This window comes from uncultured Anaerococcus sp. (assembly GCF_947253225.1).
Taxonomy (GTDB): domain Bacteria; phylum Bacillota; class Clostridia; order Tissierellales; family Peptoniphilaceae; genus Anaerococcus.
The window spans coordinates 1-15,702 of sequence record NZ_CAMXYR010000013.1 but is presented as its reverse complement, the minus strand read 5'-3'; the positions used below and the strand labels follow the sequence as shown (position 1 = coordinate 15,702).

The 15,702-nt window shown below is 38.2% G+C and carries 11 protein-coding genes; 10 read left to right on the top strand and 1 reads right to left on the bottom strand.

Going from position 1 to position 15,702, the window contains the following annotated elements; translation table 11 throughout:
* The 8 genes from Q0W95_RS03030 (at position 1) to glmS (ending at position 12,666) form a co-directional block, all read left to right on the top strand.
* Positions 1-1,788: a peptidoglycan amidohydrolase family protein gene (locus Q0W95_RS03030; protein WP_297789864.1), complete on the top strand. Its 1,788-nt coding sequence runs from the start codon at positions 1-3 to the stop codon at positions 1,786-1,788.
* 354 nt (positions 1,789-2,142) lie between these two features.
* Positions 2,143-4,338 carry an ABC transporter substrate-binding protein gene (locus Q0W95_RS03025; RefSeq protein ID WP_297789862.1) on the top strand — a complete coding sequence of 732 codons (2,196 nt, stop codon included), beginning with the start codon at positions 2,143-2,145 and terminating at the stop codon, positions 4,336-4,338.
* Positions 4,339-4,672: 334 nt separating this feature from the next.
* On the top strand, positions 4,673-5,635 hold the full coding sequence (locus Q0W95_RS03020) for an ABC transporter permease (protein WP_297789860.1): 963 nt from the start codon (positions 4,673-4,675) through the stop codon (positions 5,633-5,635).
* Position 5,636: 1 nt separating this feature from the next.
* Positions 5,637-7,604, top strand: a complete 1,968-nt coding sequence (locus Q0W95_RS03015; protein WP_297789858.1) for an ABC transporter permease subunit — start codon at positions 5,637-5,639, stop codon at positions 7,602-7,604.
* Positions 7,605-7,612: 8 nt separating this feature from the next.
* Positions 7,613-8,614, top strand: coding sequence for an ABC transporter ATP-binding protein (locus tag Q0W95_RS03010; protein WP_297789856.1), 1,002 nt, complete (start codon positions 7,613-7,615; stop codon positions 8,612-8,614).
* Positions 8,604-10,217, top strand: a complete 1,614-nt coding sequence (locus tag Q0W95_RS03005) for an oligopeptide/dipeptide ABC transporter ATP-binding protein (protein WP_297789854.1) — start codon at positions 8,604-8,606, stop codon at positions 10,215-10,217. Before Q0W95_RS03010 ends, Q0W95_RS03005 begins: the two co-directional genes overlap by 11 nt.
* Positions 10,214-10,402, top strand: coding sequence for a hypothetical protein (locus Q0W95_RS03000; RefSeq protein WP_297789852.1), 189 nt, complete (start codon positions 10,214-10,216; stop codon positions 10,400-10,402). The genes Q0W95_RS03005 and Q0W95_RS03000 overlap by 4 nt, the downstream gene beginning before the upstream one ends.
* 440 nt (positions 10,403-10,842) lie before the next feature.
* Positions 10,843-12,666, top strand: a complete 1,824-nt coding sequence (gene glmS, locus Q0W95_RS02995; RefSeq protein WP_297789850.1) for a glutamine--fructose-6-phosphate transaminase (isomerizing) — start codon at positions 10,843-10,845, stop codon at positions 12,664-12,666.
* 35 nt (positions 12,667-12,701) lie between these two features.
* Here the strand turns inward: glmS and Q0W95_RS02990 are convergent, their stop codons facing one another.
* The gene (locus Q0W95_RS02990) at positions 12,702-12,962 is read right to left on the bottom strand and encodes a DUF1232 domain-containing protein (protein ID WP_297789849.1); all 261 of its coding nucleotides are present in this window, start codon (positions 12,960-12,962) and stop codon (positions 12,702-12,704) included.
* A gap of 260 nt (positions 12,963-13,222) precedes the next feature.
* Here Q0W95_RS02990 and Q0W95_RS02985 point away from each other — a divergent pair, with 260 nt between their 5' ends.
* Together Q0W95_RS02985 and Q0W95_RS02980 are read left to right on the top strand one after the other, a co-directional pair.
* Positions 13,223-14,380 (top strand): hypothetical protein, encoded by a 1,158-nt coding sequence (locus Q0W95_RS02985; RefSeq protein WP_297789847.1) that lies wholly within the window; start codon positions 13,223-13,225, stop codon positions 14,378-14,380.
* A 12-nt stretch (positions 14,381-14,392) separates the two neighbouring features.
* Complete coding sequence (locus tag Q0W95_RS02980; protein WP_297789845.1) at positions 14,393-15,496, top strand: hypothetical protein; 1,104 nt, start codon at positions 14,393-14,395, stop codon at positions 15,494-15,496.
* Positions 15,497-15,702 lie beyond the last annotated feature (206 nt).

Below are 15,702 nucleotides of genomic sequence, written 5' to 3'. Positions count from 1 at the left end.
ATGAAAAAGGTAAACAAAACTCTCCTACTTGCATCAACTTTATTTATTTCAACAGCTCTTGCAGGGGGAAGCAAGGTCTATGCTGATGATTTTAATACTTTAGATAAGCAAAAAATGGCTGATGCCTTGGATGCTTCACAAGAAAAAAACGAAGAACCTACTAATATTCAAGAAAATTCTGGTGAAGCAGTGGAAGCAACCACTGAAAAAGAATCTGCTGGCAAGCTAGGTGCATGGGAAGATGCTAAGGCTACCGAAGAAAGCAAAGAAGAAAATACTGATAAAGATTTAGCCAATGAGGAAGAAAAGGCTAAGGAAAATAACAAGGAAATTCCAGTTAGGGACATAGAAAAAGACAGGAATCCTCAAGCTAGAGAAGACCTTGATCCAGCCAAAGAATTTGAAATTTTAGCACCAAGCTATACTAGAAGGCCTGTTGTTAAATACGAAAAGTACAACCTTGACAGCCTTCTAGTTGAACATAGGAAAAATGTAGAAAGAGAAAAAAAGGCCCAACTTGCAAGGAAGAACCAACCAGCTTGGCACACCAGTGGGGCTAAGACCTACTACAAGAACAACAATGGTTATGTAGCTAGGGGCTTTGCAGACATAGGTGGAAGCAAGTATTACTTCGACAATGCGGGAGTTCTCCAAAGGGACAAGAAGATTTTTACTGGCGATAGCTACTATGAAAGTGACTCCAGAGGAGTTGTTACGAAGAAAACAAATTCGTGGGTTAGCTTTAACAAGCAAAGCTACTATACAGACGCTCAGGGCAAAATCACCAAGGGATTAAAGAAAATCAACGGATCCTACTACAGGTTTGACAATAGGGGCGTCCTAGAAACCAATAAAAAAGAAATAGTTGACGACAAGTTAGTATACACAGATAAGTCAGGAAGGATAACAAATCCTAGAAACTTCTGGTTTGCCAAAGATGGCAAGACCTACAGGACGGGAAATGATGGAAGTCTTTTAAAGGGAGTCCAACAAATAAATAACTACACCTATGCCTTTGATGATATGGGCAGGCTTAGACAAAATGAAACCATAAAACACGCTGGTAAATTCCTCAAGCTCGACAATAGGGGAGTTGGAAGCTATCCTAAGAACGCTTGGGTTACCTATGGGGGAAACACCTACCACACCAATGCAAGTGGCTATATCCAAGAAGGGGTATGGAACATAAATGGTCTTGACTACTACTTCACATCAAATGGTCTAGCTAGAAATACTGAAGTAACTCAAAGAGGAGTTATATACAAGGTTGACAATAGGGGAGTGGCAATTCCAAAAGAAAACAACCTCAAGGGAGAAAAGAACCTAGACAAGGTTATGGAATGGATGTTTACCGCAAAGAACGCAGGACTTGAGTATAGCATGCACTGGAAGGAAAGAGTGTCTGATACGGCAGCAGACTGTTCATCAGCAGTATTTAGAGCCTTGATGTATGGTGGTTTCATAAACAAGGGAACTTGGCCAGGAAACACAGAAACCCTCTTCCAACTTGGCTCTGAACGTAAGATAATGTATCAAATCGACGAATCTGAAATTAGGTATGGAGATATATTTGTGGCAGGCTATCCTGGAGGTTCTGGTGGGGCTGATGGCCACACTGGCTTTATCCTCAACAGAAAAAATGATACCATAATCCACATGAACTACGGGGCTAATGGAGTATCAATAACCCCTAGAAAGGGCAGAATGGGAGATGGTAGAGGCCTTCCTGTAAGATATTATAGACTAGTGGGAGCTCAAACAGATTGGCTCTTTGAAAATCAAAAATAAAAGCATTAACTCAGCAGGCTATGTCCAAAAGATAAGCCGAGCTGGGTTATTTTTTTAGAAAAAATCGAAAAAAATAGAAAAAATAAAAATACATATCGAAAAATCATTTAAGCTAAAATAAGGAGCGAGAAAAGCAAGGCAAGCGTTGAAATTTACCATACTATCGCTTTAACTCAATTAAGGTATATGTATGTTATTGCATGAATAAAATTCAAAAATAGCTATAAATAAGGGTGGCTTCGGAATAAAAATTCTCGATTGTGCATAAAAAAAGGTCTCTAGCTTGACAAAGCATATTCGTTGGGTTAAAATATATAAATATAAAAGTTACTTAATTTTTTAGGGGGAAAACTAATGAAAATGAAAAAAGTTTTTTCTTCATTAATGGCACTTGGACTAGCTAGTACTCTAGTTGCTTGTGGCGGTGGAGAGAATAAAGACAAAAAGGCAGATGACAAATCAGCTGATAAAAAAACAGAAGATAAAGGCGAAGCCAAAGATGGCGAACAAACTGCCGACAACTTCCAAAAACAAACAGCAGACGATACTCTAGTAGTAGGTACTGGTGAAATCAACGGAGACTTCATTTCTGGTTGGACTAACAACGCAAGCGATGTTAAGGCTAGAAAATACATGGGTATCGAAGGAAACAACGGTTACCAAACTGTAGTTCAAGATGAAGCTGGTAGATGGGTAAACAACAAGGCTGTTCTTGCTGAAGATCCAAAAGTAGATGCCAATGCTGACGGTTCAAAAACTGTAACCTTCAAGATTAAAGATGGTCTAAAATGGTCAGATGGTCAACCTGTAACAGCAGATGACTACCTCTTTGGTTCACTTCTTCACACCCACCCAGACTATGCTAAGCTAACTGGTTCAACAAACCCAGGTGCTGACTCTACAAAGGGATATGAAGCTTATAAGAAAGGTGACAAAGACGTATTTGAAGGACTTGAAAAAGTTGATGATCACACATTCAAGGTAACAATCGATGCATCTTTCCTACCATACTTCGAAGAAGCTGGTCTATATGCCCAAACACCATTCCCAATGCATGCTGTAACAGAAAACCTTACAGTTTCTAAGGAAGGTAACAAGCTAGTTGCTAAAGACGGCTACAAACCAACAGAAGAAGACAAGAAAGCCTATGTTGAAGGTCTTGACAAACAAATCAAGAAACAAAACGAAGACTTTGAAGCAAACAACCCAGCTCCAGATGACAAAGCATCAGAAGATGACAAGAAAGCTTACGAAGAAGCTAAGAAAGCTCACGAAGAAGCAATCAAAGAACTTGAAGCTCGCAAGACAGCAGATGCTGATCCAACAGCTCAACTTATAGCTGAAGCTATGCTAAAAGAAGTTAACGAATACAGAATCAACCCATCAGTAGTTTCTGGTCCTTACAAGTTCGATTCTTTCGCAAACAACATGGTTAAACTAAGCCTAAACGAAAATTATGTTGGAAACTTTAGAGGCGAAAAAGCTACAATTCCACATGTAATTCTTCAAGTAGTAAACCAAAAGATCGCAGTAGACTTACTAGAAAATGGCGACATCGATATTTGGGAACAAGAATCTGATGGTGCTGCAATCGATAGGATTAGGGAAGCTGCAGAAAAAGGAACAATCGGTGGCTATAACACATTTGAAAGAAATGGTTATGGTAACGTAACATTCCTAACAGACAGAGGAACAACAAAATACAAGGAAGTTAGACAAGCTATCGCTCATTTGATGGATAGAAACAGCTTCGTACAATCATTTGCTGGTGGATATGGTGTTGTAACAAACGGTATGTACGGTACAAGCCAATGGATGTATAAAGAAAGAGGAGCAGACCTTGAAGGTAAGCTAATCAACTATCAAATGAACCTTGATCAAGCTAACGCCCTCCTTGACAAGACTCCTTACAAGTTTGAAAAAGATGGAAAAACTCCATGGGATAAGAAAAAAGCTGATGAAGCTTTCGCAGCTAATGCAGATGGATTTGACTACTATAGATACAACGAAAAAGGTGAAAAGCTTGTAGTTAACCAATACGGTTCTGATGAATCACCAATTACTACATTGATTTCTAACCAAGTACCAAACAACGCTAAGCAAGTTGGTATGGAATACAATGTAACAGCTGGTTCATTTGCAACCCTTCTAAACTACTACTACTTCCCAGAAGATAACCCAGAATATACAGCATTCAACATGGGATCAAACTTCGGAACACCATTCGATCCATGGTACCAATACAACTCACAAGGATCTAACAACACAACAAAGACAAACGATCCAAAAGCTGATGAGATAACAGTTGCCCTACGTAAAACAGACCCATCTAAGAAAGATGAGTACCTAAACCACTGGGAAGACTTTGAAATTTGGTACAATGATTACCTACCAGAAATCCCACTTTACTCTAACCAATACCACACAGGTTATACAAAGAGAGTTAAAGGCTTTAATTCAGAAGAATCAAAGAAAGAAAAAGGATACGAAGCAAATACACCAGTATGGCAATCAGAAGACCAAATCAATGCAATTACTTTAGGAAAATAAGTTAATTAAAATTGGCTCACTAAGGTGAGCCTTTTTTCTTGATATAAATATATGCAAAAAATATTTAAAAATAAGGGAAATAAATCCATAAAAGCATGAATATAAATGTATAAATATACCTAAAATTCTTGGGCTTTTAGTCAAAGTCTTATCTTATATTTTAGTATTTGTATTTGGATTATGGTTGACAAAAAGCCATTAATATTATAACATATAACTTATAAAAATTATTAGCGTGGAGGATTGTACCTATTTTTAGATAGTACATAATTTATCATTAAACTTTAATAGGATAACTAATTTCACAGCTACAAGAAAAATAGGAAGGAAAAATATGTTTCGTTATATAGTTAAGAGAATTATAAATCTAATACCAGTAGCTCTGATTATATCTATAATGCTTTTTGCTTTCTCTAAAGCCATGCCAGGAGATCCAATCAAGGCTATGATGCCACAGACTACTCGTATGACTAAAGAAGAGCAGGAAGAGCTTTACCAAACTCTTCAAGAAAGATATGGACTAGATAAATCATTGCCAGAGCAATATGTAAGATGGCTCGGTAGGACTCTTAAGGGAGACTTGGGAGAATCTATCAGAGTTAGAAGACCAGTTGGTGAATATTTATCAGAACCACTTAGGAACACTATATTTTTAAATATTGGCTCTACTATTTTGTCCTTTGTTCTGTCGGTGCTTATAGGAATAAGGAGTGCGACTCACAAGGGAGGGCTTTTCGATAAGGTAAGTCAAACCCTAACCCTAGTAGGTCTGTCAGTTCCTGTGTTCTTTATAGGTCTTATATGTATATTCGTCTTTGCTTTTAGGCTTAAGATGTTCCCAGCAGGAGGTATGCCTAGACAAGATACCTTTGGTGAGTGGGTAAAATACTTGGTTCTTCCAACGGCAACTCTTACTATTGGTTCTCTTGCTTCTCTTTCAAGGTATGTAAGAAACTCAATGCTTGATGCCCTTGACCAAGACTATATTAGAACTGCTAGAAGTAAGGGTCTAAAGGAGAAGACTATAGTTTATTCTCACGCCTTTAGAAATGCCCTTATCCCAGTAGTTACTGCCCTAACTTGGGCTGTGCTTGGAATGTTCTCAGGTTCAGCTATCACAGAGAGAATCTTTTCTTTTAGGGGAATTGGTAATGAGCTAATCCTTGCTGTTATGGCTCAAGATTACAATGTTATCCTTGCACTATCAATGTTTTATGCAGTGCTAACTCTTCTCGGAAACTTGGTAATGGACGTAGCTTACGCCCTAGTAGATCCAAGAGTACAATTGGAGGCCTAAGATGAATGCAATAGTTAAAAAATCTTTTAAATCGTATGGAAGGTTCTTAAAGAATTTATTCCTAATGGGCTTCACATTTTCTAAGGGAGAAGATTTTGAAGTAAATCCTAACAGGGAATATGATGATAAGGGAAAAGACGAACTTCTCCACAAGGATAATAAAAATATAGACAATGGCCCAAGCAAGGATGACGAGAATGATAAGCTCAAAGAAGAAGCCATCATGTCACCAGGTAAGGTTGCTATAAGAAACTACTTTAGAAATCCTCTGGGTGTGTTTGGTTTGGTTCTTTTTATCGCCATAGTCCTCGTTGTGTTTGTTGGAAGCAAGATGTTACCTTTCGACCAATACTATTCACAAGGAAACTTGACCAATGTTGGCCCTGGTGGAGCCTATATGAACTATCCTTCTGCTATTGAGAAGGAGGGAGTTGAGAAGATTGCTATTGGTAATACTTTCTCAGCGGGTCTAACAAAAGAAGGCAAGCTCTATGTTTGGGGTTCTGATAACGAAGATAAGGTTCTAGAAATTCCAGACAAGGCAAAGGAAGCCTTCAACAATAATAAGATTAAGGATATAGCAGCAGGTGATAGACATATTATTGTTGCTACTGAAGATAATAAAATATATGGTTGGGGAAATAATGCCTTCCAACAAACTCAAGCTCCTCCTATGGAAGAATCTAAGATTAAAGAAGAAGGAATTAAGAAGCTTGGGGCAGGAGTGCAATATTCTGTAATCCTAACTAACAAAAACAACTTGGTTGTGTGGGGGTCAACTCTTGCAAGCAGGTTAAACCTCCTACCTTCTGAAATTAAGGGGAAAGTTGTTGATTTTGCAACTAATCCAATCAATATCCTAGCCCTTATGAACAATGGGTCTGTAAGACTTCTTGGTGTAATGGGCTCTGAGCTTGATACACAAATGCCAGCAGAGCTAAAAAATGGTAAGGTTAAGGCTAAAAAAGTTGCCCTAACAAGCTCATCTGCTGCAGCCCTTGCTGAAGATGGTAAGCTTTATGTTTGGGGTCCATCTAGGGATAAACTTTCGGGTGAGAATATACCAAAATTTGAAGCACCTCTAGTTGATATTAAGGCGAGCGACTCAGTTCTTACTGCCATTGATGAAAATGGGAAAATCTACCAATGGGGTAAGGAAAACTATGGAGAGCTTAATACTCCTGAGGGAAATTTCGACCAAATTTATTCTTCCTACTTCAATAACTATGCAGTCGATAAGGAAGGTAAGGTTCATACTTGGGGACTAAATGGTTTCAGGTTTGGTTCAGACGATCAAGGTCGTGATATCTTCACAAGACTAATTCACGGTGGAAAAATGACTATGGTTATCTCACTTATTTCAACAGTTATTCAAATTGTTTTGGGTGTTGTGATAGGTATGATTTCAGGTTTTGTGGGTGGCAAGGTAGACAATGTATTGATGAGATTTTCAGAAATCGTATCATCATTCCCATTCTATCCAATGCTAATTTCCCTATCTGCCCTTCTTCCTCCAGGAGCAAGCCAAGAGCAAAGAATCACCATGGTTATGATTCTTTTGGGACTTCTAGGATGGACAGGACTTGCAAGGCTTGTTCGTGGACAAATTCTTGCCGAGAGAGAGCGTGATTATATCACTGCCGCAAGAGCCTTGGGAGTTAAGAGCTGGTCAATAATGATTAAGCACATCTTCCCCAATATCCTTTCTATAGTGATAGTAAATGCGACTATAGGTTATGCAGGAAACTTATTAACAGAATCTGGTTTATCCTTCCTAGGTTTTGGTGTTCAAGAGCCAACTCCTTCATGGGGTAATATGTTAACAGCTGCCCAATCATCAGACGTACTAAATACTTATTGGTGGAGATGGGTATTCCCAGCATTAGCAGTATTTTTAACATCATTTTCTGTAAACCTAATCGGTGATGCGCTAAGAGATGCCATCGACCCAAGAGCAAATGAGAGATAGGTGAAATTATGAGCTTATTAGAAATAAAAAATCTCCACACCTACTTTGAGACAAGACGTGGTCTTATCAAGGCTGTAAATGATGTTTCTTTTACAGTCGATGCTGGTAAGACCCTAGGTCTTGTAGGAGAGAGTGGATCAGGAAAAAGTCAAACAGCTATGAGTATTCTCCAACTTTTTGAATCAAACCAAAAGATTTATGATGGTGAGATTATCTTTGATGGAGAAAAAATATCTGAATATAAGACTAGCCAAATGGAACATATAAGGGGAAATGCTATTTCGATGATTTTCCAAGAGCCAATGAGTTCTCTAAATCCGGTTTTTACTGTAGAAAAGCAAATCTCGGAAGTTCTTATGCTTCATAAGGGGATGAATAAGAAAGAAGCTGCCAAAAGATGCGAAGAGCTCCTAGCGGCTGTTAAAATCCCTAACCCACATGTTGTAGCTAAACAATATCCCTTTGAGCTATCAGGTGGAATGAACCAAAGGGTTATGATTGCTATGGCTCTTGCTTGTGAGCCAAAACTTCTTATAGCTGATGAGCCTACAACTGCCCTTGATGTAACTATCCAAGCCCAAATCCTAAGGTTAATGAATGACCTAAAGGAAAAAGCTGGTACATCAATTCTCTTTATTACCCACGATCTCGGGGTAATAAACCAAATGGCTGATGAAGTTGCTGTAATGTATTGTGGTCAAATCGTTGAACAATCTCCAGTAGAGTTTATTTTCAAACACGACATTACAGACTACAACCACCCATACACAGTAGCCTTATTAAACTCAATCCCATCAATCACATCAGATAGGAATGAAAGACTCGATATCATACCAGGAAGCGTACCTCACCCACTAAACCTACCTAAGGGATGTAAGTTTGCTGATAGGTGTAAGTTTGCAACAAAAAGATGTATAGAAGAGATGCCTGATCTTGTTTCTGTAACTGAGCACCAAAAGATTAGGTGCCACTATCCAAATAGGAAGGAGAGGGAAGAAAATGCAAAATAATAAGAAAGTATTATTTAAAATAAGAAACTTAAAAAAATATTTCCCTCTAAAGAAAAAATCTATCTTTGATAGGGGACCTGGAGAATATGTTCATGCTAACGAATCCATCACCCTAGACATCTATGAGGGTGAAACCTTAGGTCTTGTAGGAGAATCTGGTTGTGGTAAGTCAACCTTTGGTAGAACACTTCTACAAATTTACGACCAAACTGAGGGTACAACCCTTTATTATGGAAAGACTATAGAAGAGCTAGCTCCAGCCTATATGCTCGATATGATTAAGAAGATTCCAGGACAATTCCCAAAGTACCACAAGGAACTTGATGAGCTAAATGAAATCTATAGGGGTCTTGAAAGTGCAGATTCTGACTTAAAAAGGGCAGAGTTGAACGAAAAAGCCATGTTCAAACGCCGTGAAATCGAGGAAGGCTACCTAAATATGATAAGGATTGCTGGAGGCCTTCTAGCAAGTGATGACCTAAGCAAGGTTTCCACCATTCTAAAGGAAAAATACGACCTCCTCAAACAAAGGGCTAAAATTTTTTCAAGTATCGAAGAAACCGAGCAAAAAACTCAAATGAGATCGAGAACTTGGGATGAATATTATGCCCACCTTGAAGAAGACCCAAAATACAAGGACTTAGTTAGCCAAAAAGATGCAAAAACTGGGGAAATTGAAGATAAGGATAAGGAAATCGAAGCCTATAGAAAGACCCTAGAAGGCAAGGAGAAATTTGCCGAGCTTGAAGAACTTCGTGATAGTGGAATTGACCTTTCAGAATTAACAGGTGAAGAGATGAGAGGACTTCGCAAGGACCTACAAATGATTTTCCAAGACCCATATGGATCTCTGGATACAAAAATGACTGTAGGTAATATCATCGGAGAAGGTGTTCTCGGTCACGGTTTGTTTAAGTCAAGAAAGGAAGAGGGATATAACGAGTATATCAAGGAAACTATGGATAAGTGTGGACTTGCTCCTTACTTCCTCCACAGGTACCCTCACCAATTCTCAGGTGGTCAAAGACAAAGAATTGGTATAGCCAGAGCCCTAGCCCTAAAGCCAAGCTTCATAGTTTGCGATGAGGCTGTATCTGCCCTTGACGTATCAATCCAATCACAAATCATAAACCTTCTTCAAGACTTGAAGGATGAAAACAACCTAACCTACCTATTCATCACCCACGACCTATCAGTTGTAAAATACATCTCAGATAGGATTGGGGTAATGTATCTGGGAGTTTTGGTTGAGCTTGCAGAATCAGAAAAAGTTTTTGCTAACCCACTTCACCCTTACACCCAAGCTCTCCTCAGGGCTATACCAAGAACTGATGTAGACAAGGGTCAAGAGCTTCAAGTTATCGAAGGAGATATCCCATCAGCGGTTAAACCACCAAAAGGATGTAGGTTCCACACTAGATGTGAATATGCTATGGACATCTGTGCAAATTTCGAGCCAGAACTTAAAGAAAGAGAAGAAGGCCACTTTGTAGCTTGTCACTTACTTGATGTTTCTGAGGAAGAAAAACAAAAAGCCTACGAGGCAAATAAAAAGAAGAAGGCAGAGCAAGAAGAAGAACTAGAAGAGATGAGTGCTATATGAAAGCTCCTATAGATAGGTTCAAGGGCAAAAGCCATGAAGAAATCTATGAGAAAGAAAGCCTCCTAGATAAGGATAACCTCGACAAAAACGACCAACTAGCAATGTTTATAGCAGCTATGAAAGTGTTTATGCCAGTAGTCCTTTTGCTCCTTGCCCCACTATTTTTGCTAGCCCTATTTGTATAAAATAAAAATAAATAACTGGTAAACACAAATCGTCTCGAATTTATAGATAAGTTTAAGCAAAGCTATAAAAATGGAGGCGATTTTTTATGTAAAAGTTTCTAGCCAAATGGAGCCTTAGCTTTATTGGTAGGTAAGGATATGAGAAAAATAATGGATTTCAATAAAAGTATATGAGCAAATATCATAAAAACCCAAGACCAATTTTAATGGTGGCTTAACAAGTTAGGCTTCTTTAAATTCTGATAGAAAATGATATAATATGAGGATGAGGCAAAAATAAATAAGCGCCAGATCCCTTTCGGGATGACGAGGAAGACAGTTATCGAAAATTCGGCGGGTGCTGTCTGGGTTCACAGCCCTAGTATTAGACAAAACATTCGAGTAATCGGATGGACAGAGAAAATACAGTGGCCTCATTTAAAAATAAAGAGGAGGTTACTATGTGCGGAATAGTATCGTATAAGGGAAAGATGAATGCAAGAGAGGTAATCATTGATGGTCTTGAGAAACTAGAATATCGTGGTTACGACTCAGCAGGGATTGCTGTGGCAAATGAAGGGGAGATTTCTTTTGAGAAAAGGGCTGGTAAGCTTTCAAATCTCGAAAAGGCTCTTGAGGAAAATCCTATAGCTGGCCACGTTGGTATAGGTCATATCAGGTGGGCAACTCATGGAGCAGCAACAGATATCAATAGCCATCCTCACCTTTCAAACAACGGTAGACTTGCTGTAGTTCACAATGGAATTATCGAAAATTACAGGGACCTTAAAAATGAATTGGAAGAAGAAGGCTATACTTTCAAATCTTCAACAGATACAGAAGTGATTGCAGTTTTGCTTGAAAAATATTACGAAAATGACCTTTTGGAGGCAGTAAGAAAAACCAGAGAAAGGCTTGTAGGTTCTTTTGCTTGTGGCATAATTTCAGCTGATGAACCAGATAGGCTTATAGGAATGAGGGTAGAGTCCCCTCTTGTCTTTGGGCTTATGGAAGATGGCTTTATAATGGCTAGTGATATTCCTTCGCTTCTTAAATATACCAGAGATGTAATATATCTTGAAAATGGCGATTTGGTCGATATTAAAGGATCATCATTTACTATTTATGATAAAGATGATAAAAAAGTATCGAGGGAAGTTAAGAAAATAGAATGGTCTGTTGATGCTGCTAGCAAGGACGGTTATGACCACTTTATGATTAAGGAAATTAATGAGCAAGGTCCAGCCATTGATGAACTTTTGAGGGTAAATGTCAAAAACGGAAGGGTGGACTTTGAGGAAGGAAGTTTCAGTAGACAAGAGCTTTCTAGCATAGATAGGATTTATATAGTTGCTTGTGGGACAGCCTACCACGCAGGGCTTGTTGGAAAATATGCTATCGAGAGGATAGCGAAAATTCCTGTAACATGCGATCTTGCCTCAGAATTTAGGTACAACAATCCTTTTATTGATGAAAAGACCCTAGTTATATTTATTTCTCAATCAGGAGAAACGGCAGATAGTCTAAAGGCTTTAAGGCTAGCCAAGGAGAAAAAAGCCAAGACTCTTTTGATAACTAATACCCTTGCCTCATCTATGGACAGGGAAGCAGATAAGTCTATCTATTGCTATGCTGGTCCAGAAATTGCGGTAGCAAGCACCAAGGCCTACACAACTCAGCTAGTAAATCTCTACTTGCTTGCCCTATATTTCTCTATAAAACTTTCTAGGATTGACGAGAAAGCTTATGAAGGTATCCTAGAAGAATTGAAAAAATTGCCTAAAAAAGTTGATGCCTTAGTCAAAGATGATGAAGCTATTAAGAAATTTGCCAAGGAAATTGCAGATAAAGCTAGCTTGTTTTATATAGGGCGTGGCCTCGACTACGCTACAAGCATTGAAGCAGCCCTAAAGCTCAAGGAAGTATCTTACATCCACACAGAGGCTTTTGCTGCTGGAGAATTAAAACATGGAACTATTTCTCTAATCGAAGAAGGAACTCCTGTTATAGCCATCATGACCCAAGACGACTTGGTAGATAAGACCCTATCCAATGTCGAGGAAGTGGTAAGTCGTGGAGCGAGGGTCTTTGCTATAACAAGCAAGGATGATGAAAGAATAGAAAAGATAAGCGATGCTTGGATTAGACTACCCCAAACTTTGGATATCTTATACCCAATCTTATCTGTAATTCCAGCTCAACTAATGGCGTATTATACATCAACCGCCAAGGGCATTGACGTTGATAAGCCAAGAAATTTGGCAAAATCCGTAACAGTAGAATAAAAAATTAGCCCACCGTGGGTGGGCTTTTTATCTTCTTATCTTGTTGGTAAGATAGGGGCTTCTTGGTTGTTTTCGTTTGCTATCATCTTACCAGCTAGATAGATAAGGATTGAAAAGATTGTTGCATCATCGAGGATTCCCAAAATTGGAAGGGAATCTGGGATTATGTCTATTGGAAGTATTGCGTAGATAATTGCAATAAGACCAACAATTTTCGCAGATTTTGGAGTATTTTTATTTTTCATTGCTCTAAAATACAGGGGAATGAAGTTTTTTATTTTTCTTAGTTTATTCATAGTCCCTCCTTGGGTAAATTTTAAGTATATTAATATCTACTTCAATTATACTGCAAAAATACCTTTGTCAAGTTATGTTATATAATTAAAATATTAATAAAATCAAAATACGCTTATAAATAGATGATGGAGTAAACCACTAAACCTTGACTAAGGAAGAGTATAATATACTAATCTTCTTTGGATATATATTTGTTGATTTGTTTTGCTTAAAATACTATGATAATATGAGAGATTGTTTAAAGAAATAGGAGGAAGAAATGAGAGAAGACTTATTATTTACACCACCTGATTTTTCGGAAGAAAAATTTACTTCTGCACCAGATGTAAAAATATCAGAAGTTACCAAGGATGGAGTAAGCCCAAGGGGCTTTTATTTAACAAGCCACATGCCAACCTACTACAAGGTCGATGGTATTTGGCAAATACCCGAAAGGAGTTCTCAAGATTGCCTAGCTGTTGTTGAAGATGGCAAGGTGGTTGTAAGAGAATTTAGAAACCTCAAAAAAGGGGATAGGGTAATTCTTGCTAGTAAGACTGATGCTAGTGAGGGAGTTTTGAAGTACCCACAAGGTTTCTCTGCTGATGTCCTCGCTCATGGTGGAGACTTCGTTGAATCGTCCAATACCTCCAATTACAAACTTCTTTATGAATTGCTCAAGGAAGAAAGAGCAAAAGGTGGAAATATTACTTGGGTTTTAGGGCCTGCGGTTGTGTTTGATTATGATACAAGAAACGGTCTAGCAAGGCTTGCAGAAAATGGATATGTTCAATACCTTCTTGGAGGAAATGCTATGGCAACCCATGACCTAGAAGGTGGATATTTGAATACCGCTCTTGGTCAAGATATTTATACGCAAGTTTCTGATCCCCTAGGCCACTACAACCACTTGGATACCCTTAATGCCATAAGAAAAGTAGGATCTATAGATGAGTTTATCAAACGAGGAAATGTGCGTGATGGCTTTGTTAAAACTTTAAAAAGATTGAAAGTTCCAATAACTTTGGCAGGTTCAATAAGAGATGACGGACCTCTTCCTGAAGTTACGGGAAATGTCTATGAGTCTTTGGATAATGTAAAGAAAGTTACAGATGATTCAAACCTAATAATTTGCCTAGCTACAACCCTCCACTCAGCTTCAACAGCAGAAACAGCTTCAAGCTACAGGATAGATGAAAATGGCAATGTAGTCCCAGTATTTATCTTTACAGTAGATGTTACAGAAAATGCTGTAAGAAAAGTTTCTGCCTCAAGAGAGGGGATAGGTGTAAGAACTCTTGTAACTAACGTTCAAGATTTTGTGGTAAATCTCGAGAAAAACCTTGTTCCAGACTCTTACCTATCCTTTGATGAAAGACAAGCTCGTGGGCTAGAAGAAGCCAATTTGGCAGAAAAAAATGACCCTAACCAAGAATAAGAGGAGTAGACTATGGATTATAAATTTGAAATGCCTAAATTTTTCCCTAAGGAATTTGACGAAAAATTTGATAAGTTTCCTAATGCCAAACTTGTAGAGGTAGAAAAAGATGGGATAAGTCCTGAAGGCTACCACGCTCTTTCGGTTTTTCCTGAATATTTCAAGATAAATGACAAGTGGGTCTTAGCCCTCCAATCAAGGATGGATACTGTGGCAGTTGCCATAGATGAGCCTGGTAAGGAAAGAGTTGATATAGTAGAATTTAGAAATCTCAAAAAAGGAGACAAGGTCGTTGTTGGTCGTAAGGAAGACGGGTCTGAGGGAATTTATGTTTATACAGAAGGCTTTGTCGATAAGTCAACAAAACAAGAGGCAACTTTTGGTTTTAGGGAAGGTAGATCAAGGGAGACTGCCTTTTCTAAGGACTATGATGAACTCTATGAAATCCTAAAATATGAAAAGAATAACCATGGTTTTATTACTTGGGTATTAGGAACTGCTACTTCCCTAGATGAAGAAAGTGATCAAGCCCTAGCAAGGATTATTGAAAATGGTTACGCTAATGCGATTTTCTGCGGTACAGCTGCTGTTGCTTATGACCTTGAAAGAGCTAAGTTTAGGACAGTTGAAGGTCAAGAAGAATACCTAGCTAGCCAAAATACCAGAGAAAATTTTTATGAAATCATAAATAGGGTTAATGAATGTGGGTCAATCAAAGAGTATGTAGAGAAAGAAGGAATTGAAACAGGTTTCGTTGCAGCAGCAGTAAGAGCTGGGGTAAGGCTAGTAATAGCTGGAACCATCAGAGATAGGTACACTTTTAATGATGCCTATAATGATGTATATGAGGCGCAAGATGCCATGAGGGCAGTAGTCAAAAAGACTTCTACTCTCATAATGTCATCAGCGATTCTTTTTACAATAGCAACAGGAAATATGACTCCATCTTATAATGAAATTAACGGTCTTATAAGACCAGTGTTTATGTATACGGTAGATATCCAAGAATTTGCAGTTAATAAGCTATCAGATAGGGGGACTTTGACAGCCAAGAGCATGGTTACCAACTCCCAAGATTTTGTCAAAAACATAGATAGAAGTCTTAACAAAAACTAAGAGTCTTAGAGAATCCACCATGCTGGGTGGATTTTTTAGTTCGAAATTTTGTGCTATCCTGAAAGATAAAATATTTTCATGAACTTACCAAGCTAATTTAAGAGAAAACATAGTTTATTAGATCATTTTCATACTTGAAAATATGAGAAATTTACCTTGGTATCAATTAGCTATAAGGGTAAAATAAAATTTTTTAAATTAAGTAT